Source organism: Trichormus sp. NMC-1 (assembly GCF_001858025.1).
In the GTDB taxonomy this organism is placed as follows: domain Bacteria; phylum Cyanobacteriota; class Cyanobacteriia; order Cyanobacteriales; family Nostocaceae; genus Anabaena.
Window position 1 is genome coordinate 400,120 of the sequence record NZ_LZQD01000002.1, and the last position, 24,424, is coordinate 424,543.

The window sequence follows — 24,424 nt, forward strand, 5'->3', positions numbered from 1 at the left end:
GCTCTCTTCCTGTTAATGAAGTTAGAGTTTAGCTGGCCAATCAAACTTGTTTTTGTGCCTTTATGTTTCTATGCTGTTTGGATACTCGCTCCTGAAGGTAGCTTACCTTATATCTATTTTGATTTTTAGCAAATTATTGTCAGTTTATCACTCACTGCAAAAACTAAAAAACCAAATTTAATCTCTTAAACCTAACTACCACAGTTGTGTACTAAGTAGGTTAACAGAAAAATTTAAAGGTATGTGAAGAAAAGTAAAATCGCCCAAAGCTCTCTTCCTGTTCCCTGTTAAGAGTTCCCTTGCCCCAACGACAATTTTTAACGCCCACCTACTTACATCCATCCAGGATGATATCGCCATAATTAATCTTTGTTGAAAATCTCATCCTAAAGACAGATTTTTGGGATATTTCAATTTGATGCCAATCAGCACAATTAATAATAATGCCATTGTAAGTATATCCTATTAGGGTAAGATTCTGGAGCAAAGAATTATGACAGCATCATCTACAAATCAATTAACAGAATATACATGGCATAACTTACCTGTACAGGAAGTAAGTCAATATTTAAACAGTAATATCGAAGCAGGTTTAACTGCTGCTGAAGTAGCCAAACGTAAAGAAACTTTTGGAACTAATGAACTGAAAGCAAAACGCGGAAAAAGTTCTTTACTAAGATTTTTATTGCAATTTCATCAACCGCTACTTTATATTTTATTAATTGCTGGTGCGGTTAAAGCATTTTTGGGACAATGGGTAAATGCTGGAGTAATTTGGGGTGTAACTTTAATTAATGCTATTATTGGTTTTGTGCAAGAATCAAAAGCAGAAAGTGCTATTGCTGCCTTAGCATCTTCAGTTAAAACTAACACCACTATTATTCGTAATAGAAATAAACTCCAAGTTCCTTCTACTGAATTAATCCCCGGTGATATCGTATTATTAACTTCCGGTGATAAAGTACCAGCAGATTTACGACTTGTACAAACACGGAATTTACAAATTAACGAATCAGGATTAACAGGGGAATCTGTCGCTGTAGAAAAAAATACCCAAGCAGTACAAGTAGATGCAGTTCTAGCAGAACGCACTAATATGGCTTATGCTGGCAGTTTTGTCACTTTTGGCACTGGTAAAGGCATTGTTGTTGCGATAGGTACAGCCACAGAAACCGGGCGTATTTCTCAATTAATGGAACAGGGAAACATCCTCAAAACCCCTTTAACCCGGAAGTTTGACAAATTTAGTCGCACCTTACTTTATATTATTTTAGGAATTGCATCTTTAACATTTGCCGTCGGCTTAGGATACGGTAACACCTGGGTAGAAATGTTTGAACCTGCGGTAGCTTTTGCTGTGAGTGCCATTCCTGAAGGATTACCTGCTGTAGTTACTGTCACTTTAGCCATTGGTGTTTCCCGCATGGCACGACGAAACGCCATTGTTCGCAAGTTACCCGCAGTGGAAACTCTGGGAGGTGCTACGGTGATCTGTTCTGATAAAACTGGGACTCTGACTGAAAACCAGATGACAGTACAAGCTATCTATGCAGGTAATCAAAATTATACAGTCACGGGTACAGGCTATGCACCAAGTGGGGAAATTTTACTAGACGAAAATCCTGTAGATATTCATGATGTTCCTCCTCTAGCAGAATGTTTACAAGCTGGTTTGTTATGTAATGATTCCCACTTGGAAGATAAAGATGGACAATGGATAGTAGTTGGTGATCCTACTGAGGGCGCATTAATAACTGCTGCAAATAAAGTCGGGTTAACCCGTGAAAACTTACAAGCAACTATATCCCGGCTTGATGTCATCCCCTTTGAGTCAGAGTATCAGTACATGACAACTCTGCATGAAATTGAACAACAAGAACGAATTATTTATGTTAAGGGTTCAGTAGAGGCGATTCTCAAACGTTGTCAACAGATGTTAAATTCCTCTGGGGAACTTTCTCCTGTGGATGCGGAAACTGTAAATCAGCAAGTTGATATAATGGCGCATCAGGGTTTACGGGTGTTAGCTTTTGCGAAAAAATCAGTTTCTGAGAATCAAGATTCATTGGATCACGCAGATATCGAAAATGATTTGATTTTCTTAGGCTTACAGGGGATGATCGATCCACCCCGTGCTGAGGCAATAAGGGCGGTGCAAGCCTGTCAACAAGCTGGTATCCAGGTGAAAATGATTACAGGTGATCATGCTGTGACGGCTGCTGCAATCGCCTCTCGCATGGGTTTTAATCATCATCGGGAAGTGAGGGCTTTTACAGGTGCGGAACTGGCGAAAATGGACAAACCAGAACTCGCTACAGCCATAGAAGATGGGGTAGTATTTGCCCGTGTAGCACCAGAACAGAAATTGCGAATTGTGGAAGCACTGCAATCTAAAGGTGAAATAGTTGCTATGACGGGGGATGGTGTCAATGATGCACCAGCGTTGAAACAAGCGGATATTGGTATTGCAATGGGTGGGGCGGGTACGGAAGTTGCCAAAGAAGCCGCTGATATGATTTTGACAGATGATAATTTTGCATCTATAGAAGCTGCGGTTGAGGAAGGAAGAACAGTTTACAGTAATTTGTTGAAAGCGATCGCCTTTATTCTCCCTGTGAATGGTGGTGAATCTATGACGATTTTAATTAGCGTTTTGTTAGCTAGAGATTTACCAATTCTTTCTTTACAAGTGCTGTGGTTAAATATGGTAAATTCCATTGCTATGACAGTTCCTTTAGCATTTGAACCCAAGTCTGATCAAGTAATGCAACAACCACCACGTAACCCCAACGAAAAATTACTTTCTCCTAGTCTAGTTAAACGTATTGTCCTCATTTCTATCTTTAACTGGATTTTAATTTTTGGCGTATTTGAGTGGATAAAACAAACAACTGGAGATGTTGCTGTTGCTAGAACAATGGCAATTCAAGCTTTAGTGGTAGGCAGAATTTTTTACCTGTTAAGTATTACCCAATTAGGCGTTGCTATTTTTGATAAAATTCGCGGAATTAATCGAGAAATCGGCGATCAAAAGGCAATGTATGTAGGAATTGCCAGCACTATTATTTTGCAGATTATTTTCAGCCAATGGGGTTTGATGAATAAATTATTTTATACAGCCCCATTGGATTTAAATCAGTGGTTAATATGTCTAGTTGTTGGCTTACCGATGATTGCAGTAGCTGCTTTCGCCAATCGTTTAGACTCTAACTTTTGATGTTGCGATATTACATTTTTGTGTAGGGGCGAAGCATTCGGAAAATAAACTTGGGAAAAAACCGATAAGTTATCGACCGAATGCTTCGCCCTTACGACTGGTGACTTCTGAATTCGGAAAATAAACTTGGGAAAAAACCGATAAGTTATCGACCGAATGCTTCGCCCTTACGACTGGTGACTTCTGAATTCGGAAAATAAACTTGGGAAAAAACCGATAATTTATCGACCGAATGCTTCGCCCTTACGACTGGTGACTTCTGAATTCGGAAAATAAACTTGGGAAAAAACCGATAATTTATCGACCGAATGCTTCGCCCTTACGACTGGTGACTTCTGAATTCGGAAAATAAACTTGGGAAAAAACCGATAAGTTATCGACCGAATGCTTCGCCCTTACGACTGGTGACTTCTGAATTCGGAAAATAAACTTGGGAAAAAACCGATAAGTTATCGACCGAATGCTTCGCCCTTACGACTGGTGACTTCTGAATTCGGAAAATAAACTTGGGAAAAAACCGATAAGTTATCGACCGAATGCTTCGCCCTTACGACTGGTGACTTCTGAATTCGGAAAATAAACTTGGGAAAAAACCGATAAGTTATCGACCGAATGCTTCGCCCTTACGACTGGTGACTTCTGAATTCGGAAAATAAACTTGGGAAAAAACCGATAATTTATCGACCGAATGCTTCGCCCTTACGACTGGTGACTTCTGAATTCGGAAAATAAACTTGGGAAAAAACCGATAAGTTATCGACCGAATGCTTCGCCCTTACGACTGGTGACTTCTGAATTCGGAAAATAAACTTGGGAAAAAACCGATAAGTTATCGACCGAATGCTTCGCCCTTACGACTGGTGACTTCTGAATTCGGAAAATAAACTTGGGAAAAAACCGATAATTTATCGACCGAATGCTTCGCCCTTACGACTGGTGACTTCTGAATTCGGAAAATAAACTTGGGAAAAAACCGATAATTTATCGACCGAATGCTTCGCCCTTACGACTGGTGACTTCTGAATTCGGAAAATAAACTTGGGAAAAAACCGATAATTTATCGACCGAATGCTTCGCCCTTACGACTGGTGACTTCTGAATTCGGAAAATAAACTTGGGAAAAAACCGATAATTTATCGACCGAATGCTTCGCCCTTACGACTGGTGACTTCTGAATTCGGAAAATAAACTTGGGAAAAAACCGATAATTTATCAACCGAATGCTTCACCCTTACGACTGCTGACTTCTGCATTCTGTCAATCTCAATACATTAGGAAAACATATAACTGATATAACGAATACTAATTTTAAGTATCTTTACAAAAATCAACTTAGGCTTTAATCTTGAATGTAGATAGGCAAAACAACCTATCAACATCATACAAAAATAAAGCACTCATAAAATGACCACAACCTTACAACAGCGCTCAAACGCTAACGTATGGGATCGCTTTTGCGAGTGGATCACCAGCACCGAAAACCGTATCTACATCGGTTGGTTCGGAGTCTTGATGATCCCTACCCTGTTAGCTGCTACCACCTGCTTCATCAACTAACTGTTTGCTATTATTGGCTACTAAATGTGCCAAATAAGCTTCTTTGACGTAACCTGTCGCACCACCGCCTCGTCGGGTAAATCCCGATCCAGTAATGTTTAATACTACCAAAGCATCTAAGCGTTGTAGTGCCATGGCGGTTAATGCCGCTTCATTTGGTGGTTCTGGCTTGAGATGGGTAGCTATACAACGAATCCCACTCAGACGTTCTGCACCGTAACGGGGTAGTTCTAGAGGTGGAATTTGAGTTTGACGTGGACTGCCTACCCCCACCCGAATCACTTGTCCGCGACGGTTGAGGTAGGCACATACAGGCTGATTTAGTTCCGTACTAATGGCGGCCAGACGCTGGGCGAACTCCGATGTTGTGATGAGATTGCCCGATATGCGCTGGTGGTACAGCCGCTGTAGTTGTTTCAGCTGGCTGGACTTTAAACCTTGGAGATTACCGAAGATGGTCTCTATAGACGTTTATGACCAGTGAACTGGCCCCCCCTAATCGTTCTATTGCTCTATTGTCTATTTTACAACAGAGAGTGAGTTGTCAGGTCTATCTGTTGGCAGATGCTTTTGCGTTTTGTAAAAATCATGTATTTAACAGCGATGAGTACACCTGCAAGTTTTTTGCCTAACCGATACAAAAAAGCTAACTAATGCTAATGCGATCGCACAAAAGCTGATCACTCAACCAACTTGCAAACTGAGGATATACTGGCAACCTTGGTACTAACTCCCATCCCCCAAGCTGTAAAATTTCTCTCAATGCCTGTTCTTGCAAATGAGGATAATCAGGATTCACTTCATCTTTAGGACTTATTCCCCCCAAATCCCTCGCACCCGCAGCTATACAAGCAAGTAACCATTCTTGATCTTGAATTAAATTGGGCGGAATTTGAATTGTAATATCTCTTGGTAAAATCTGCCTGGCTTTGGCGATGACTTCGGGTAATTGATGAGGGTCAAAAGGCGATGCATCAAAGCTTTGCTGACTTCCCGGACTGTGGGGTTGCATGATCACTTCTTGTATATGCTGGTAGCGTTGATGCAAATCTGAGATAGCGGCTAAAGTTTCCCACCAATCATTTTCAGTTTCGCCTATTCCCAAAAGCAGTCCAGTAGTAAAAGGAATTTGCAACTCTCCTGCCCATTTTAATTGTTGCAGCCTGACTTCTGGTATTTTACTAGGCGCGTGGCGATGCACTGTATTTAGTAATTGTGGTGTTAACTGTTCCAACATCAACCCCATCGACACATTTACATTTTTCAGCTTTCGCATTTCCTCAAAACTGAGGGGACCGACGTTGGTATGTGGTAAAAATCCCATCTCTATTGCTAATGCACACAAATCATAAATTCGCTGTAACCACGCCGAACGCCTTGGTGAATGCGGATGAACTTCCCCACTGAGGATGAGGATTTCACAGACATTCTGACTTTGCAGTTGTTGTAAAATACTCTTGGCTTCTGCCAGAGTCAACCAGGGATCTTGACCGGGATCTGTGCGGAAATTGCAGTAGGAACAGCGGATCAATTTTGTTAAAAGCTACCAAGGCAGGGCCAGGAGCAATAGGCATTTGGGCAAGAATATCCCTAACTGAGCGAATATGACTCAACCAAGCAGGATGGGACAAATCTACCAAATGTAGTAGAGCATCAGCTTCTGTGACTTCCTCCAAAGTGGCGCGAAAGGCATCCATTCTGAAATCTTCAGATAAATAAAAGATACCCTCCAGAAATGGGGGGTATTTTTGTCTGAATCAGGATATCCAGGATTTAAGGATTTACAGGATGTGGTTTTTTGGTGTGAATTTTGATTTTGGGGATGCGAAAGGTTTACATTAACTTGGCTATAGTGCTAGTACGGGGTAAAGTTTTTCGGCGTTGCTGAATTCAGGTATGAAATTCTCTTCCTTTAATTTTTAAACCTCTTATCTTTGCGCCTTTGCGCCTTTGCGTGAGACTATTATATAATTAAACGCAGATGAACGCAGATTTTTAATTTCTCTCCCATCCTGGACATCCTGATTCTGACATTTATCAGTAAATATACAGATTGCCAAATTAGTAGATACCAGCATAGGATATTAACAACGTATCAGGTATCTACTATCATGCTTAACAATACTTGGCAGCCTATTCTTAAATCTGCACTTGCTAAACTGCGGAAATTTGCCCGTCGTGCTGATTTTGACACTTCCCTCAAACAAGTATTTGGTGCTGATATTCAAAGCGGTGAACTCCGACAGGCTTGGTTAAAAGGAACATTCCTCACATTACCAAACTTAGAAATTATTGCTTCAAGTCAAATAAACGGTGCTTTGGGTGCTTTTGCAGCTACAAATAATACTATATATTTATCGTCAGAATTAATTAAAAGTCGTAATTTACAAGCTATTACAGAAGTTTTCTTAGAAGAATACGGACATTATCTTGATAGTATCCTGAATCAGCAAGACAGAGATGGAGATGAAGGTGAATATTTTGCTGCGGTGGTGACAGGAAAAACTTTGAGTGTGTCGGATATCTCTCGTTTGCAAACTGAGAATGACAAGGTTGTAGTTACTTTAGCAGGACAAGCGGTAGAAATAGAACAAAGTCTACCTGTGATTTCCGTGGGAACTACTCCTACAAATGCTATTGAAAATAGTACACCAGGGATTTTTACTCTCACCCGTTATAGTGATTTTAGTAATTCTATTACAGTTAATTATAATCTTAGCGGTACAGCTATTAATGGTACAGATTATAGTAATTTGTCGGGAACGGTGACTTTTGCTGCGGGAAGTGCAACCGCAACTGTGGTAGTTAATCCTCTTGATGATAATTTATATGAGTTTGCAGAAAGCGTTATTCTCAGTTTGAACACGGGAACTACTTATACAGTTGGAACTAATAATACAGCAACCCTGATCATTGCAGATAATGAGCTTGTGGTCAATAAACTAGCTGATATTAAATACTTTGGTGGTATTGATTATGCTCCTCAAATCTCTAGTAATAATGTGGTTTGGCAGAGCATTGATGGCTCATATCGTCAAATTTACTTTTACAACGGTACAAGTACCATTCAACTAACCAATAATAACAGCGTCTCTGATTTCTCGGAATATTATTCCCCTGAGATATCTGGTAATAATGTGGTTTGGACTGGATATGATGGTACAGACTCAGAGATTTACCTTTACAACGGAACAAGTACCATTCAATTAACCAACAACAACCGTGGAGATTATAATCCCAAAATCTCTGGTAATAATGTAGTTTGGACTGGATATGATGGTACAGACTCAGAAATTTACCTTTACAAAGGAACAAGTACCATTCAATTAACCAATAATAGCTATGAAGATAGTTCTCCCCAAATTTCTGGTAACAATGTGGTTTGGCGTGGCGATGATGGAACAGACTATGAAATTTACCTTTACAAAGGAACAAGTACCATTCAATTAACCAATAATAGCTATGAAGATAGTTCTCCCCAAATTTCTGGTAACAATGTGGTTTGGCGCAGCTACGATGGAACAGACTATGAAATTTACCTTTACAACGGTACAAGTACCACTCAACTAACCAATAATAGCTATGACGATTTTCGCCCTCAAATTTCTGGTAGCAATGTAGTTTGGGATGGCGGCAACAATGACAATTATAGGGGTATTTACTTATATAAAAACGGTATTACCTCCCAATTAACTACGTATGATGCATATTACTATGGATATCCCCAAATCTCTGGTAACAATATTGTTTGGACAGGTAGAGACAACGGTGGGGACTACTCAACAGGGGATAGAGAAGTTTTCTATTACAACGGTACAGATATATTCCAACTAACTGATAACGACTATGAAGATAATTATCCCCAAATATCTGGTAACAAGATAGTATGGTACAGTAGCGCAGTTTCAGGCAATGGCACAGACAAACCTGGTCTGGAAATTTATCAAGCTACCCTACCACCTAAACCCCTACCCACCATCACCATAACTGCCACAGATGCTAACGCCGCAGAAACCACAGGTACTCCCAACCGAGGCGTTTTTACCCTCACCCGCACAGCCAGCGATGTCAACCCTACCGTAAACTATACCATCACCGGCACAGCAACCAACGGTACAGACTATCTGCAATTAACCGGCACAGCTACCTTTGCACCTGGAAGTAACACCACCACTATCACCGTCACACCTACCGACGACTTCATCTTTGAAGGTAACGAAACTGTAATTCTCACCCTTACCTCTGGTACAGGTTATAATATTGGCACTGCTAAAACTGCCACCGTCACCATTGCAGATAACGATGCTATTCCGCAACTCTCCATTAACGATGTCATCATCAGCGAAGGCAATAGCGGTACAAAAAATGCTAACTTTATTCTCAGCCTTTCTAACCCCAGCACTAAAACTATCAGCATTAATTACCAAACCGTTGATGATGATGCCACAACCGCTAATAATGATTATGTAGCCAAAACCGGAACTATTACTTTCACCCCCGGACAAACAACCCAAACCCTACCAATTACTATTAATGGTGATACCGTTGGTGAAATTAACGAAGCCTTTTCTGTTCTCTTGAGTAATGCTGTTAACGCCACCTTAGTTAAAAATGAAGGTATCGGCATTATTAGAAACGATGACTTACCAAGTGTAACCGTTACTCCCATCTATACCCAAGCCAACGAGTCAGGAGTTCCGGGTATTTTCCAACTCAACCGCACTGGTAGCACAACCAAATCTCTCAACATTAACTACAGCTTATCAGGAACCGCAACCAACGGTACAGATTACGCTTTGCTGAATGGTACAGCTACCTTTGCAATAGGAAGCAGCACAGCGATAGTTTTTGTCAATCCCACTGAAGACATATTTTTTGAAGGTAACGAAACCGCTATCCTCAGCCTGTTGACAGGTACAGGTTACACTGTGGGAGCAAGCAATAGTAGCACTATTACCATTGTCGATAATGAATCCCAACCCCAAATAAGCATTAACGATGTTACTTTAACTGAAGGCAACAGTGGCACAAAAACCGCTAACTTTGCTGTTACACTCTCCAATGCCAGCACCCAAACAATTACAGTCGCTTATCAAACTGGTAATATATCTGCTACTGCTGGTTCTGATTATGTTGCGAAAACAGGAACAATCACATTTAATTCTGGTGAAACGAGCAAAACAGTGAGTGTGGTGATTAATGGAGATACGATATCTGAAAGCGACGAAACTTTTAAAGTTACCCTGAAAACTCCTGTTAACGCCACCATAGCAGATGGAGAAGGTATTGGCACGATTATCAATGATGAAGTTCCGACTTTAACTGTGAATAATCTTACCGTTGTGGAAGGATTGGATAACAACGCAATTGTTACCTTTACTCTCAGCAGTCTCCTCAGTCAATCGGTTAGCGTCAACTACAGCACTACAGCCGGCACTGCCGCAGCTAACAGCGATTATACTGCTGTAAGTGGCACTTTAACTATTCCTGCTAATACCCTAACTGGTACTGTTTCTATCCCCATTGTTAATAACACTACTAACGAAGTTAACGAAACTTTTAATCTGGTATTATCTAATCCTGTGGGTGTAGCTCTCAATAATACAATTACTGTCATTACTATTACTGATACCCTATCAAGCGGTACAACCGTTACATTACCTGCTGGTGTGGAAAATCTCCAACTCACAGGTACTGCTGCTATTAATGGGACAGGTAATACAGCTAACAATATTCTTACTGGTAACAGTGCTAATAATATCCTAGCAGGTGGTGATGGTAGTGATACTTATCGCTTTAATGCTACCACAGTTTTGGGTAGTGATACCATCCAAGAAACTGCTATTGGTGGAATTGATACCATTGATTTTACAGGAACAACTGCGGCCACCACCCTCAATTTAGGACTGACTACTACTCAAACTGTTGTGACTACTAATCTGAGTTTGAAGCTTTCCGCTAATAACGTGATTGAAAATGTCATCGGTGGAAATGGTGCTGACAACTTAACTGGCAATGTACTTGATAATAGCCTGATGGGAGGATTAGGTAATGATAATCTGCGTGGTGGTGACGGTGCTGATAGTTTAACTGGTAGTGCAGGTAATGATATTCTAGCTGGTAATGCAGGTAATGATAAGTTTATTTACAGTAGTGGGAAAGTGTTCACCGCTACTGATATAGGTTTAGATACTATTCTTGATTTTACGGTAGGAAGTGACAAAATCGTTTTAAGTAAAGTTACTTTTACCGCTCTTACCAGTGTGGTGGGAAATGGTTTTAGTCAGTCTGCTAATTTTGCTGTTGTCGGTGATGATAGTTTGGTAGCGACTCAAGGGGCTGTCATTGTCTATAGTAGCAGTAGTGGTAATTTGTTTTATAACCAAAATGGTATCACGGCGGGATTAGGAACTGGTGCAGCTTTTGCGAATTTATTTAATATACCTGCAACTTTAACTGCTGGGGATTTTGCGGTGGTTGTCTGAATCAGGATTTTTGTCAGAATCAGGATGCTCAGGATTAAAGGATTAACAGGATTATTTATGAAAATTAATCATCAATCAACAACATCCTGTTCGCGTAGCGTGGCGTTAGCCATAAATCCCTAAATCATGGAAATCCTGATTCAGACAATATTCAACCGTGAAAGCCAGAAATGATAAGAGTGTATTTAAATACAATTAAAAATCAATTTTTTACAGCAAATGCCTAATTATACAGATTAAATGTCATATTTAATTGTGGAAATAGAATTTTAACTTGCAATTCACTATAAAATCTAAAATTTAAAATCGCACAAAGCACAATGACAAATCTAACTCCTAATTCTAGTTTTAGTGTCACCCTGCGTTTGCAGATTCCCAATCGGGTGGGGATGTTAGCATCGGTAACACAGGCCATTGCTACTAGTGGTGGTAATCTGGGACAAATTGATTTAATTGAACAAACTCGTCAAGAATCAATCCGTGATATTACAGTTGATGCTGCTAGTACGGAACACGCTGAAACCATTGTTCAAGCCGTAAAAGAATTACCGGATATTCAGGTAATTGATGTTTACGACCGCACTTTTAATTTACATCGCGGTGGCAAAATTAGTATTGTCAGCAGAATTCCTTTAAAAAGTGTTTCTGACTTAGCAATGGCTTACACTCCAGGAGTCGGTCGAATTTGTAAAGCGATCGCACAAAATCCAGAGGAAGTGTACAATCTAACTATCAAAAACAACACTGTTGCGATCGTCACTGATGGTAGTGCTGTCTTGGGTTTAGGCAATTTGGGGCCTGCTGCTGCTTTACCAGTAATGGAAGGAAAAGCCATGCTGTTTAAGGAATTTGCAGGGCTTGATGCTTTTCCTATCTGTCTGGATACCCAAGATACCGATGAGATTGTCAAAGCAGTGAAAAATATCGCCCCTGTATTTGGTGGTGTGAATTTAGAAGATATCGCTGCACCGCGCTGTTTTGAAATTGAAAAAAGACTGCGAGCCGAATTAAACATCCCGATTTTTCATGATGACCAACATGGTACAGCAATTGTCACCTTGGCCGCATTGTTTAATTCTCTGAAACTGGTACAGAAGTCGATTGCAGACATCCGCATTGTTATTAATGGTGCTGGTGCGGCTGGGGTAGCGATCGCTCGTTTACTCCGCAAAGCTGGAGCAGAACACATCTGGATGTGCGATTCTAAAGGTATTATATCCACTTCTCGTACAGATTTAACCCCAGAAAAACAGGAATTTGCAGTTAAAGCCCAAGGAACTTTAGCCGGTGCAGTTCAAGGTGCAGATGTGTTTATCGGTGTCAGCGCACCGGGAGTTTTGACACCAGAAATGGTACAAGGAATGGCGAAAGATGCAATTGTCTTTGCAATGGCTAATCCGATTCCTGAAATTCAGCCAGAATTAGCCCCTAAAAACGTCGCTGTCATGGCTACGGGTCGGAGTGACTACCCCAACCAAATCAATAACGTCTTGGCGTTTCCTGGGGTGTTTCGTGGGGCTTTAGATTGTCGCGCTAGTACGATTACTACTACCATGTGTTTAGAAGCTGCCAGTGCGATCGCTTCTTTAGTTAAACCCTCTGATTTGAATCGGGAACATATTATACCTTCTGTTTTTGATAAACGTGTTGCTACCGCTGTGGCTGGTGCTGTCCAACAAGCCGCACGGGAAGAAGGTATTGCTCAGAGTTAGAGTTAGTTAATTTGTGGGATGGGCGTTTTGCCTGTCCCTGTGAAAACAGATTTAATTTTGTCTCACGCTCCAGACGCAAAGTTTGAGTTTTTGAATGTTCCAATTTTTCAGATACTTATTTTGTCATTAGACATCTGTAAAAATTGAATATGCGTTCTCTGAAAAATTTGTACATATGTTTGATAGAATATCGCTACATTTTTTTGTTTATTCATAAAGTTTTTAACAAGGCTTCTTTAAATTCTGCTGCGGTTTGAAAATGAATTTGCGGTTTTTCTATTAAAGCTAAATCTATCACTTCTGCTAATTTTTCAGGAATACTACTATCACGTTCACGAATGGGGACAGCATCATTTCAAAGTTTCCCTGTGGTAATGGTGAGGGTAACGGTAGATGGCATTTTTCTAATAATTAATTATTTAAGGTTGTGGTAAATATTATACTCTGTAGGTTGGGTTAAGTGATAACGCAACCCAACAAAACCAGCCAATTAAATTTTCATGATGTAATGATGTAACTTTTCATCATGTTGGGTTTCCTTGCGTCAACCCAACCTACATTGAGAGGATATAAGTTATTTGTATAGGATTTTGGCAAAAAAAACTTTCTCAATAAAGCGGGGTCTATTCTCATTATTATTGAAAATTTTATCAATAAAACAACGAGTTTTGGTTATTTCAGCTTGGGGGGTTGACAGTGTTCCGAGTTTCGGGTATGCTAATGGTATGAGTGGGAAAGTGTGCGCCCATATATACAAGGCTTTTATTTATCAAAATAATTATTTCCCAAATAAATCGCAGAAGCAGGGAAATAAGAAAATAATATTTGTCCTCATAACCAAAATACCAAGACGTTATCTTGTATCTCAGGATGAAGATGCAATTACGGTAGATGTAGAATTGGGAAATATGGTTAAAATCACCAGATGAATAAGTAATTTAAGAAATATCAAAATCAGGAATAATGCACACAGACACGATATTCTACCAAATTTTCCTTACTTTCCACACTCTATTATTTGAAATTTTGGGTGAACCTACGGAAAATGCTAAAGATTATCAATTTACTTCTGTGGAAGTGAAAGAAAAAGCATTTCGGTTTGATGGAATTTTTATGGCAGATAGCGTAGAAAAACCCATCTATTTTGTAGAAGTGCAATTTCAACCAAAACCAGATTTTTACTGGGAATTAATAGCAGAGATAAATATCTATCTCAATCAATTTAAACCAGTACAAGATTGGCAAGGGGTAGCGTTATTTGCGAAACGGAGTTTAGATGTAGAAGAATTGACTGCTTATCAACAAGAATTGATTAATAGTGGGAGAATTAAACGAATTTATTTAGATGAATTACCACCAGGTTCAATTGGTATGGGGTTAATTGAGTTAATTGTCAGTAAGGAAGCACAAGCACCGGAATTAGTTAAAACCCTCATGGCAAGAACTAAGACAGAAGTTGAGAATGACAGAGAAAAACAAGGTATTATAGAATTGTTGGAGACTGTTTTATTGTCCAAATTTTCACAATTAAGCCGTCAGGAGATAGAAGCAATGTTTTTAGTGAGTGATATTAAGCAAACAAGGGTATATCAAGAAGCAAAGCAGGAAGGGAGAGAAGAAGGGAGACAAGATGGTGAGATGATCTTATTGATACGTCAGTTATCGAAAAGATTTGGAAAATTGAAAGATATTTACATCGAAAATATCAACAGTCTGAACATAGAACAACTGGAAAAGCTAGGAGAAGCATTATTAGATTTTACAGATATTAATGACTTGGAAACATGGTTAAAATCTGAGATAGACAAGTAGGTTTAATTGTCTGAATCAGGTGGTTATCGAGCGAAGTCGAGATAATATCCAGGATTTGAGGATTTACAGGATGTTATTGAATGATTTTTGATGGGGAGTTGGTGATTTTATTTGTCAGAATCAGGATTTACAGGATTTGAGGATTTACAGGATGTGGGTTGAGATTGAGTTTTTTTGATGTTAGGATTTTGGCGATGTGGGGATTTTTTAGATATTAATTTTATTATGTAAGTTAATGATTGTTGGGTAATTCTATTTAAACTCTCACATTTTCAATTTGAAAATTGATGATTAAATAAATATCTAAAACATCACATTTCAAACCAATATCCTGTAAATCCTCAAATCCTGGATATCCTGATTCTGACAATTGAGAAATTCAGATCCCCGACTTCTTTAAAAATCTTCTCATTTATCATATTAATTATCGCAGAAGTCTGGGATCTTTAGATGCAACCCAATATCCTGTAAATCCTTAAATCCTGGATATCCTGATTCAGACTTAATAATTTTCTGTAACCTTTAAATGTTACAATCTACAAGTCTCGACGCGAGAGAATAAAAGAAAGAAAGCCCTTTCCCACTTACAAAAAAAATTGTCAAGTTGTCCCACCGGGAGGTTGCCTTCTGGTGCTTTCTTATCAAAAGTAATATCTTTGTAGTACAGCCAGTTGTCTCCTTTTCTCCATCCTACCTTGTCCCCGAACTTATCCCAAATGTCTGAGTTATATTCTCTCGTTCCACCTAAACCTTGATAAATGCGTTTCTGCACAGAAAAACCAAATTTACCATCACTGTATTTTACCCACAACTGGTCAATGGTGCGAAGGTCTTCACACGGGAAATTATCAATACTCTCGCTATCTAACCAACCTTCATTTTCCCGTTTCGCAATCGCTAACATTACCCGTGCTGTTTCCTCGTCGGCTTCTTTCCATTTCTCTTGTGCGAGGTAGTCACGCAGTTTCCTGTAGTCCATTCCACAGGATGATTTTAATTGTACTTCTTGGTTATTTGGTGGTGTGTATAGAGACGTTCCATGGAACGTCTCTACATTATTAATTGGTTGTTGAATATCAAAATTAACAAGTGGTGGTGTGGGAATATTCACAACAGGTTTAACCACCAAACCCAATAACTCCCGAAACTCCCTCACTGTTTGGGGACGGTTGACTGGTTCTAATTCCATCCCTTTGAGAATAGCAGCATTTACTTTATCACTAATATTCTGATTAAATTTTTGCGGTGGTGATAACTTGACATCTTCCTCAGCGCGATAATTAGCAGGAATGGGAACTCTATTCGTTAACAAACTATATAGTGTCGCGGCTAAAGCATAAACATCAGTACAGTTCCTAACCGTTTTGAGTATACATGAATTTGTATCATCTTAAAACCTCTCTGCGCCTCTGCGTCTGGAGCGTGAGAAAAAAACTCTATTCCTCCTTCACAAACTCCAAATACCCCTTACTCAATTCCTCCACAGCCAAATCATAAAACTGTTTACCATGTTCTGGAGTTGCTAAATCTGGATTTGAACCCATACGGCCATCTGGATAACGTAAACGAAAATCAACAGCACTATAAATTTTATGTCCACCTGCAACTTCTGGAGAAAGATATGCTTTTTTAATTGCTTCTGGATAAACGTATTGGGTAACAGCTACTTCGCTAGGGGTAGCGTGAGAACCTTCTTGATCACCATACAATTCTTTGGCAAGTTTATATACAGAACCACCCATAAACCAATTAGCAACTTGACATTGCACTTTTGCGGAATTGGGAATTTGTAAATCTTCTAAATGAGCGTAAGTTTCGGAAAAAGCCGCTTTGAGGGTAGCAATATTCCCACCATGTCCATTAATAAAATAAAACTTGCTAAAACCAGCTTTTACTAAACAAGTTAAATAATCTTTAACTACTAAAATTAAAGTGCTAGGACGTAAACTAATTGTTCCGGGAAAAGCAGTATGATGTAATGCCATACCCACATTTATTGTTGGTGCAACCATCGCTTGAGTAACTTCACCGACTCCACGGGATATTGCTTCTGCACAAATTGCATCAGTACCAATTAATCCCGTTGGACCATGTTGTTCAGTTGAACCAATTGGTAAAATAATTCCTTGAGATTGCTGTAAATAAGTTTCGACTTCTGTCCAGGTGCTTAAGTGTAATAGCATTTTGTATTTAAATTTATCTTTAAATTGATTATAAATGATTTTCTAGTACCTCACTCAACCGAGAAGGGCTATACAGCGGATTTTATGTGAGTGAGGTACATATGTAGCGGGCAAGATGCCCGCACCACAAGAGTTTTATGATTCATATCTGTACCTCATTTACCTGCAACCTGCTGTAATGAACACCATAATAATTAATCTATCTGGCGTTGTAAATTTTTAATTTTTAATTTTTAATTTTTAATTGATGGGGATGGAGTCGCAACAAGTTTTGAACGAAACGGATATAAACAATTTAGCGATACTGCAACTTTAGCTAATAAAACTCATTGCGAATCTCCAAACAAAACGAACTCCAACTAAATGATGAGATGTTTGTTTTCTGGATTGTCAACAATCCCAAGGAATAAAGAAAATATTGGCGCTTGACTAATCAAAGCAATAATGTTTTTTTACGTCTTTGATAATTTCCCACATACAAGACATACCTGCGGGAAAAGTTACCAAATCACCTTTACCCATTTGCACTGGTTGTCCTCCATCTGGAGTTACAATTACATCACCTTCTAAGAAGTAACAAGTTTCTTGAGAATCATAAGTCCACGGGAATTTGGAAACTTCTTTTTGCCAAATTGCCCATTTGTATACACCTAAATCGTGGAGATGTTCTTGAGTAGGTTGATGGTCGATTTTAATTTCCATGCGATGTTTGATCTAGTAGTATTTAGCAGTAAGATTGGATATCTTCTCCGCACTGATCTACTAAATAGCACAATGCACGAAAACGCAAGCCTACAAATTGATCATACAGTGGATTTAGCTTGCACATTGGGGGAATGTGACAGATTTTGCGACCAAAGACGATAATATCACGTTCAAATGGACACTGAGCGGGAATCAGTTTGGCAATAAATTTAGCTAATTTGCGGTTCTGAATCTCCATTCCATCCAACTTTTGACGTATGGGTTGTAAAAAATCGGATTTATTACCTGCTTGGTGGCTTTCTCCCATAGGGTTAATCAAGGTAGGGAGAATGATAGGTTGACTATTTGTGGTGATCATATTTGTAAATCCGGTTGTACTTGGATTGATGAAAGATATACCTTCTTTGACTGACTCCCACGTAATTTGTTTCACGAATCTGCGTTGTGTTGATAAAAAGATGGAAGACAAATTTAAGTAGGATCTTTTCTATGGAATAAGCAGAGAACAGGTTTAACTAATTGCTATTTAAACTCAGAGTATGTTGAAGAACTGTCCCGTTAAATACAAAATAACAAAGAAATAATAAAAATGGTATTACCTTAACTTATTAATTACTGATATTGAATATTGCCATCCCAATATATACCAGGAAAAATGCTTTAAAGTCTTTCTGTGTCTAAGTTTTATTATCAGGTTATGTCCTAACTTACCTGCTTTTAGCAAATATTTAGCAATGATAATCACTAATTTTAGGGCTAATTATATATATAAAAATGTTATATGAGTTGCATAAGTAAACCGCAAGCATTTAGCTGATGTCTAACTGTTTAGTTTTAACCAAATTCTATTGAGGCTTTTTTTGGGGTGGAAAAGCTTTGTAAAATATAACTAGACAACTCGCAAAAACCTTCTCCTTCAGCCGCAGTAGTTAAATAAGCAGGTTGATACTGTAACTGATTTGCATATTGCAGCACATTAGCCACACCTACAGAAAAAGGAAAATAACGCTGATTAAATAAACTCTCATCATTGGGGCTATCACCAACAGTCACAATTTGTTCAGGTGAATATTCGGGAAAATATTGGCGCAGTACTTGCAACAATCCCACAGCTTTATCTTGTCCTTGGGGTTTAATATGACACTGGACATTACTGTAAGTAAATCCCCAGCCCAGTTGCTGACAAATATTACCAATATTTTGCAGTTCATTGAGAGTCAAAGAAGCTACATCAAATGTCCAGTCAGTGACACGAAAGCGATTATCAGCAGATTCCCGGATTTGGGGAAATTGAATTTGTAATTTTGCAAAGACTGTAGCCAAATGTTGACGATGTACAGCTAAATCAGGAATGGGTGTTAAAGCTACTGGTTCTAGATGTGGAGATGGATAAAACATACCGCCGTTTTCTGCCATAGCACCGGCAACGGGCATTAAGCTACTGAGTCCGCTTACCCACCCGGCTGAACGTCCAGTGACAATCAGTACCTTAACTCCAGCAGTAGCTAAATTCTCTAAGGCTTGTAAGAGTACAGATGTGAATTTTCCCTGATTCGTCATAGTACCATCCATATCTGTGGCTACAAGACGAATATTCCTCAAATCAGTAGATATATTTGACAAATGCTGTAGATTCATCGGAGTCGCTAATGTGTCTGTACATATGAAAACTACCACAAGATGTAAAAAAATATTAACATTACAGTAATTTCACATCAAAGATTGGGGCATCCTAAACATTAGGAGTCAAATCTTTCAGTTTGTTAACCATGCTCAGTACAATTTTTCTGGCCCAGTCTTCAGGTTCCAAGCCAAAAAAGACAACCCAGGTAGTGCAAGCCAGCGAGTCTGATATACTACCACCGTTATTGATGGTTGCCAGTGGAGGACTGCTTTTAGCGCTAATTGCTGTGATTGTGTATGGCAAAATTTTAGTGCGTAAGTACGATAAAAAAGTCAAGTTTGAAAAATTTCGCACGCGAGAACTAGAAAAAAAGTTGAAGTTAGCCCTGGAAACCATTCGCAAAATGGAAACTAACCCAGATTTAGTTCACTCACGAGACTTTAACCTTGATTATTTGCGAATGCGGATGTCAGAGGAGGTGTTTCATTTTGGGATTGTTAATCAAGTTAAACTCAAGATTAAAGATAAAATTTCTCTGGCACTGCGCCCAAATCAATCTCAACAGGGACAAGTTGGGATTGCCAGCAACACTGGTAAACAAGTAGATGAAACTTTTGATGTTGAGTATGAAACTGGTATTTCTCCCAACATTGTCAAACGAGTGCTGTTTCGGATTCAAATTCGGTTAATGAAGTTACCTACACAAGCTACTTCTGCTACTATTAGCCAAATCATGGACTGTATAGAAACTTACCTTAGTCCGAGAGAAGATGACGATACATGGCAACCAACTATTCAAGGTCGGATTGTCTATATGCATTGGGATCAAAAGGCTAAACCCACACCTCTGCTTGTGTTAGAACAATCCAATGAAGGAGTAAATGTGACTTTTCGTACTACTCGCCAACCAAATATGTCTGTACCCGAACAGAAGAAAACTTGAAACTATCAGGTTTGAGTAAGTAAACAATAACTATGTATTCAAGGTGCAACTAGTGGGCTTTCCAGAAACAAATTAGACTACATCTTGAAATTTATCTAGATTTCAAGATGTAGTTAGTGAGGATGTTCAACTTCCTGTTCAGCTTTGTGAGTGATAGCTACGTTTTGGGTATCACGAGTTAAAAGACCATCTTCCATTTCCACGATCCGATCAGCGATATCTAAGATGCGGTTATCATGGGTCACTAACAGAATTGCTGTTCCCTGTTCTTTGGCTAGACGCTGCATAATTTCCACAACGTCACGTCCTGATTGTTTGTCTAATGCGGCTGTAGGTTCATCTGCTAGGACTAGTGGGGGATGATTGACTAAGGCGCGAGCGATCGCTATTCTTTGTTTTTGTCCACCTGATAAATTGTCTGGGTAGTAGTTCATCCGTTCTGCTAAACCAACTGACCCCAGCATTGCTTCTGACTTACGAATAGCAGACGATTGAGAAACTCTCGGATTTAATTCCACTGCCATTTGGACATTTTGTCTAGCAGTTAAAAACCCCAACAAATTATGAGCCTGAAAAATATAACCAATGTTGCGTCGCATTCGTACCAGCTTGCTTTGACTAGCACCTAGTAGTTCTTCACCTAACAATTTCAGACTGCCTTCTTGTGCAGACCGCAACCCACCAATTAAGCTCAATAATGTAGTTTTACCTGAACCTGATGGTCCAGTCATAATTACAATTTCTCCGGCATATATATCGAGGTTGATATCAAATAATATTTGTTTTCTGAGGACACCTTTCCCATAATAATGGTTAATATGTTTGATGGAGATGACAGGTTCTTTACTCATCATAAACTTAGAGGATATAGGATGACATTAGATAATTTAGCGTTGAGAATAATTATGGGCTTAAATTTCTCAAATCTTAGATAATAGACTCTGAGTAATAACATATTTATCTATTTCATATTTGTTCAATTTTATCATATACAATTTCCCTCTAAAACTTGATTTAAAAAATATCTGCTGGATCGGCAGAACGCAATTTACGCATAGCAATTATTCCAGAGATAAAACACATAATTATAGTTAACAGAAGTACCATGACAGCCCGGTAATTACTCATAGCTACTGGTAAAAGTGTCGCATCTCTGGCGACTTTGTACATGACAAGCGCGCAAGCAAATCCTGGTATATATCCTAAAACTGCTAACATAAAAGCCTCTTGCAAAATTACTGTTAACAAATAGTTTTGTGTGTAGCCGATGGCTTTAAGGGTAGCATATTCAGACAAGTGATCTGTTACTTCTGTATATAGAATCTGATAAACAATTACAGTCCCGACAATAAAACCCATAATTGTTCCTAAAGTAAAAATAAAGCCAATAGCTGTACTACTTGCCCAATAATTTCTTTCAAAATCAATAAATTCTTGTTTGGTTAAAACATTCACATCCGTAGGCAAATAAGTTCGTAAATATTCAGTAACTACGGCTAAATCTGCTCCTGGTTTTAATTTAATTAACCCAATATCAATTAATCCACGCTGTCGATTACTAAATAAGCGTAAAAAATTGACATCACTTGTAATTAAATTACCATCTGCGCCGAAGGATGCGCCTAAAGTAAATAATCCTACGACTTTAATTCGTCTCCTTCGTACTTCTGCTGACACCACCTTTCCCTGATCAACATCCTCAGCAATTGGTCCATATTCTAATCTAGAAGAACGGTCAAATAAAACTACATCAGGCAGTTTAAGTTTACTTAAATTTTCATCGACACCAGGTAAATCAAACACATTAACTTCTGGATTAATGCCAAAAGTGAGAATACTCCGAGGGCGGCCTGTAACTGGATTTTTCCAGCTTGTATAGTCTAAGTATATAGGATATACCGACTGTACTTCTGGTAAATCCAAAGTTTTATATAACCGCCGTTGAGAAAAGGGTTTCATTGCTAAAACAGCATTAGATTGACTGTTAATGAGAACAATGTCACCTTTTAAACTCTCGTGCATTCTCACGTTACTGTAATACAATGCATCTCGAAAACCGAGTTGCATAAACATTAAAATGTCAGCAAAGGCAATACCTGATAAAGCCACAGCTAGGCGAGTTTTTTCTCTTGTCAGTTGTAGCCATGACAGAGGGATTTTTTGACCCATTTTTTAGATTCCCCAGCAGTTATACCAAGTTTGGATTTGAGATATTGAATTGAGAATTAGCTTGATAGGTTTCCCAGAAAGATTACTGTTTTCTTGTGCCTTCATCAGTCTTGATTTCGACAACAACTTTAGCATTTGTTAAACCAGAAACTCTCTGGCTATTTTCTGGGGAAATCGCAATTTTTACTTCTATAACTCTGGCATCAACATCAGCTGCTGGATCTGTATTTAGTACATCCTTTTTGCCAATTTTTCGGCCAATACTAGCGATTGTTCCCGTTAATTGCCCGTTAAATGCTCCATTATCACTGGTAATAGTCGCGAGTTGACCAACACGAACTTTACCAATACTGTCTTCGGGAACTTCTGCAACGACAAACATCTGATCAGTTTGTCCAATTTCCGCAATGCCATTAGTACTCATAACTTCGCCTGATTTGGTGTGAATTTTTAAAATTTCACCAGGGCTTGGGGCTTTGACATAGCTCAATTGGAGTTCAGCTTGCGCTTTTCTAATCAGAGCGATCGCATTGGTAATTTGGGATTGTGCTATTTGCACATCGGTAGGACGCACATCTACCAACCTGTTAAACCTAGCCCTTTCTTCGTCTATTTGCTTTTGCAAAGTAGCTATAGTTTTGTTACGGTTAGCTGTGGCTTCGATTAGTTGTTGCTGCAAAGTGGCTATAGTTTTGATTTGAGTAGCTCTGGCTTCGGCAATTTGCTGTGACAAAGTTCCTAAAGCTTGTCTCAAACTAGCTTGGCTTTCCCGCAGCTGTTGAGTAGCCGTAACCGCACTCAAACGCCTTCTATCTCTTTCTTGCTGAGAAATAGCGCCTTCTTTGTATAAGAAGTCATAGCGTCCAGCATCAACTTCAGCATTGCGCTGTTCGGCGCGTATTCGGTTAATCGTAGCTCTGAGTCCATCTTTTTGGCCACTGAGTTCAGCTTCTAAACGTTGAATTGTTGCTTGTTGAGCAATTTTTTCACCACTTAACTCGGCAGCAAGACGTTGAATTGTTGCTTGTTGAGCATTTTTTTCTCCGACTAACTGAGCTTGTAAACGAGCAATTACTGCTCTTTGGGCTTGAATATCTCTTGGTGAAACTGCTGTGATTTGAGCTAAATTAGCACGAGATTCTTGCAGCTTGGCTTTTGCCTCTTCTACTACTGCCATGTTAGTATCTCGGCTGTCTAAAATAGCTATGACTTGGCCTTGCTGAACTCGCTGTCCTTCTCTGACCAAAAGTTGCTGCACTCGTGATCCTGCTGATAGTCCGGAATTGGGAGCAGCGACTTTAATCACTTCTCCTCGTGGTTCCAAACGTCCCACAGCACTAATGCTACTAACAGATGGTGCTATGGTGACAGAGGAGGTGAGTTTTTTTAACTGCTCCATTTTGGCTGTAGCTATGAACCCAGCAGCGATCGCAACGGGAAGTGCTACAGCAACTTTCAACCAAACTTTAGATTTTTCCAGTCCCTGTTCCGTTGACTTTGGCTTTTCAGTCACCCTTGACATGGTATGTTGCTCGGTTATCTGAATTGTGCTGATGGAAGTAAAAAAAACAAATTAGCCGCAACTGATAACTGTGAATAGCTTCTGAGTATGAGATGTAATTGCACTATTCGTTAAGGGAATTCAAACTCTTGAATTCACAAACTCCAGCACTCAGATAGTATTTATTTCTGACAGCAACCTGGTATAAATTTGGTAGATAAAATTAGCTCGGCGTAAATAATTATCGTGGGCATAAGGCAGGAGAAAAGAGGGTTTTAGCCTTATTTACCTTTGTTTACATAGTTGGGATTGTGCCGACTTACCTAATGTAATAGTTCAGCTATCATCCCAGGAAAACCTTATTTCCTAGTTTGGAGTTGGGAAAAGTTTTATCATGTCTGCTTGAAGACCTATCATTAGGGAACCGTGCGGAGAGTTTTTTGATAAGCAATTAGCCCGACATGATCTTACATACTACATTCTTGAGCAATCCTGATAGCTGTTGGCTGAATGCTG

14 protein-coding genes and 4 pseudogenes are annotated in these 24,424 nt (G+C 39.2%); 7 read left to right on the plus strand and 11 right to left on the minus strand.

The window, feature by feature from the left end:
* Positions 1-493: 493 nt before the first annotated feature.
* Entirely contained in the window at positions 494-3,217 is a 2,724-nt protein-coding gene (locus tag A9Y75_RS08650; RefSeq protein WP_071189160.1) for a cation-transporting P-type ATPase, read from the plus strand.
* Between the two features lie 1,404 nt (positions 3,218-4,621).
* A pseudogene (locus tag A9Y75_RS27420) lies at positions 4,622-4,768 on the plus strand (photosystem II q(b) protein); the annotation flags it as partial.
* Positions 4,769-4,777: 9 nt separating this feature from the next.
* On the opposite strand, the pseudogene A9Y75_RS26320 reads toward A9Y75_RS27420, so the two are convergent.
* The 3 genes and pseudogenes from A9Y75_RS26320 to A9Y75_RS27425 form a co-directional block, all read right to left on the minus strand.
* A pseudogene (locus A9Y75_RS26320) lies at positions 4,778-5,239 on the minus strand (GTPase HflX); the annotation flags it as partial.
* Positions 5,240-5,420: 181 nt separating this feature from the next.
* Positions 5,421-6,305, minus strand: coding sequence for a 7,8-didemethyl-8-hydroxy-5-deazariboflavin synthase subunit CofG (gene cofG, locus A9Y75_RS08660; RefSeq protein ID WP_083389527.1), 885 nt, complete (start codon positions 6,303-6,305; stop codon positions 5,421-5,423).
* Positions 6,301-6,471, minus strand: a pseudogene (locus A9Y75_RS27425) (GTPase HflX); the annotation flags it as partial. The pseudogene A9Y75_RS27425 and the gene cofG, both read right to left, overlap by 5 nt.
* 414 nt (positions 6,472-6,885) lie before the next feature.
* Between A9Y75_RS27425 and A9Y75_RS08665 the strand changes: the two are divergent.
* The 4 genes from A9Y75_RS08665 (at position 6,886) to A9Y75_RS08680 (ending at position 14,783) form a co-directional block, all read left to right on the plus strand.
* The gene (locus A9Y75_RS08665) at positions 6,886-11,259 is read left to right on the plus strand and encodes a Calx-beta domain-containing protein (protein WP_071189162.1); all 4,374 of its coding nucleotides are present in this window, start codon (positions 6,886-6,888) and stop codon (positions 11,257-11,259) included.
* Positions 11,260-11,579: 320 nt separating this feature from the next.
* Positions 11,580-12,971 carry a malic enzyme-like NAD(P)-binding protein gene (locus A9Y75_RS08670; protein WP_071189163.1) on the plus strand — a complete coding sequence of 464 codons (1,392 nt, stop codon included), beginning with the start codon at positions 11,580-11,582 and terminating at the stop codon, positions 12,969-12,971.
* Between the two features lie 590 nt (positions 12,972-13,561).
* Complete coding sequence (locus tag A9Y75_RS28355; protein WP_071189164.1) at positions 13,562-13,900, plus strand: hypothetical protein; 339 nt, start codon at positions 13,562-13,564, stop codon at positions 13,898-13,900.
* Positions 13,901-13,934: 34 nt separating this feature from the next.
* Entirely contained in the window at positions 13,935-14,783 is an 849-nt protein-coding gene (locus tag A9Y75_RS08680; protein ID WP_071189165.1) for an Rpn family recombination-promoting nuclease/putative transposase, read from the plus strand.
* Positions 14,784-15,312: 529 nt separating this feature from the next.
* On the opposite strand, the pseudogene A9Y75_RS29495 reads toward A9Y75_RS08680, so the two are convergent.
* From A9Y75_RS29495 to A9Y75_RS08705, 5 genes and pseudogenes are all read right to left on the minus strand, one after another.
* Positions 15,313-16,131: pseudogene (locus A9Y75_RS29495) on the minus strand (GUN4 domain-containing protein); the annotation flags it as partial.
* Positions 16,132-16,219: 88 nt separating this feature from the next.
* Positions 16,220-16,966 (minus strand): creatininase family protein, encoded by a 747-nt coding sequence (locus A9Y75_RS08690; protein ID WP_071189166.1) that lies wholly within the window; start codon positions 16,964-16,966, stop codon positions 16,220-16,222.
* A 429-nt stretch (positions 16,967-17,395) separates the two neighbouring features.
* Positions 17,396-17,668 carry a cupin domain-containing protein gene (locus A9Y75_RS08695; protein ID WP_071189167.1) on the minus strand — a complete coding sequence of 91 codons (273 nt, stop codon included), beginning with the start codon at positions 17,666-17,668 and terminating at the stop codon, positions 17,396-17,398.
* A 22-nt stretch (positions 17,669-17,690) separates the two neighbouring features.
* A complete protein-coding gene (locus tag A9Y75_RS08700) occupies positions 17,691-18,029 on the minus strand; it encodes a Mo-dependent nitrogenase C-terminal domain-containing protein (RefSeq protein WP_071189653.1) in 339 nt (112 codons plus the stop codon).
* A gap of 476 nt (positions 18,030-18,505) precedes the next feature.
* The gene (locus tag A9Y75_RS08705; protein WP_071189168.1) at positions 18,506-19,309 is read right to left on the minus strand and encodes an HAD family hydrolase; all 804 of its coding nucleotides are present in this window, start codon (positions 19,307-19,309) and stop codon (positions 18,506-18,508) included.
* A 131-nt stretch (positions 19,310-19,440) separates the two neighbouring features.
* On the opposite strand from A9Y75_RS08705, the gene A9Y75_RS08710 reads away from it, so the two are divergent.
* Complete coding sequence (locus A9Y75_RS08710; protein ID WP_071189169.1) at positions 19,441-20,238, plus strand: hypothetical protein; 798 nt, start codon at positions 19,441-19,443, stop codon at positions 20,236-20,238.
* 113 nt (positions 20,239-20,351) lie between these two features.
* On the opposite strand, the gene A9Y75_RS08715 is transcribed toward A9Y75_RS08710, so the two are convergent.
* The 3 genes from A9Y75_RS08715 to A9Y75_RS08725 all read right to left on the minus strand — a co-directional run bounded on the left by A9Y75_RS08715 (position 20,352) and on the right by A9Y75_RS08725 (position 23,929).
* Positions 20,352-21,092 carry a DevA family ABC transporter ATP-binding protein gene (locus A9Y75_RS08715; protein WP_071189170.1) on the minus strand — a complete coding sequence of 247 codons (741 nt, stop codon included), beginning with the start codon at positions 21,090-21,092 and terminating at the stop codon, positions 20,352-20,354.
* A 160-nt stretch (positions 21,093-21,252) separates the two neighbouring features.
* On the minus strand, positions 21,253-22,407 hold the full coding sequence (gene devC / locus A9Y75_RS08720) for an ABC transporter permease DevC (protein WP_071189171.1): 1,155 nt from the start codon (positions 22,405-22,407) through the stop codon (positions 21,253-21,255).
* A gap of 82 nt (positions 22,408-22,489) precedes the next feature.
* The gene (locus A9Y75_RS08725) at positions 22,490-23,929 is read right to left on the minus strand and encodes an HlyD family efflux transporter periplasmic adaptor subunit (protein ID WP_071189172.1); all 1,440 of its coding nucleotides are present in this window, start codon (positions 23,927-23,929) and stop codon (positions 22,490-22,492) included.
* Positions 23,930-24,424: the final 495 nt, after the last annotated feature.

Excerpts from the sequence above, each read along its gene's own strand:
- A9Y75_RS08650 (WP_071189160.1), top strand. The coding sequence starts at position 494 with ATGACAGCATCATCTACAAATCAATTAACAGAATATACATGGCATAAC.
- A9Y75_RS08665 (WP_071189162.1), top strand. The coding sequence starts at position 6,886 with ATGCTTAACAATACTTGGCAGCCTATTCTTAAATCTGCACTTGCTAAA.
- A9Y75_RS08670 (WP_071189163.1), top strand. The coding sequence starts at position 11,580 with ATGACAAATCTAACTCCTAATTCTAGTTTTAGTGTCACCCTGCGTTTG.
- A9Y75_RS08680 (WP_071189165.1), top strand. The coding sequence starts at position 13,935 with ATGCACACAGACACGATATTCTACCAAATTTTCCTTACTTTCCACACT.
- A9Y75_RS08690 (WP_071189166.1), bottom strand. The coding sequence starts at position 16,966 with ATGCTATTACACTTAAGCACCTGGACAGAAGTCGAAACTTATTTACAG.
- A9Y75_RS08695 (WP_071189167.1), bottom strand. The coding sequence starts at position 17,668 with ATGGAAATTAAAATCGACCATCAACCTACTCAAGAACATCTCCACGAT.
- A9Y75_RS08700 (WP_071189653.1), bottom strand. The coding sequence starts at position 18,029 with ATGATCACCACAAATAGTCAACCTATCATTCTCCCTACCTTGATTAAC.
- A9Y75_RS08705 (WP_071189168.1), bottom strand. The coding sequence starts at position 19,309 with ATGAATCTACAGCATTTGTCAAATATATCTACTGATTTGAGGAATATT.
- A9Y75_RS08710 (WP_071189169.1), top strand. The coding sequence starts at position 19,441 with ATGCTCAGTACAATTTTTCTGGCCCAGTCTTCAGGTTCCAAGCCAAAA.
- A9Y75_RS08715 (WP_071189170.1), bottom strand. The coding sequence starts at position 21,092 with ATGATGAGTAAAGAACCTGTCATCTCCATCAAACATATTAACCATTAT.
- devC (WP_071189171.1), bottom strand. The coding sequence starts at position 22,407 with ATGGGTCAAAAAATCCCTCTGTCATGGCTACAACTGACAAGAGAAAAA.
- A9Y75_RS08725 (WP_071189172.1), bottom strand. The coding sequence starts at position 23,929 with ATGTCAAGGGTGACTGAAAAGCCAAAGTCAACGGAACAGGGACTGGAA.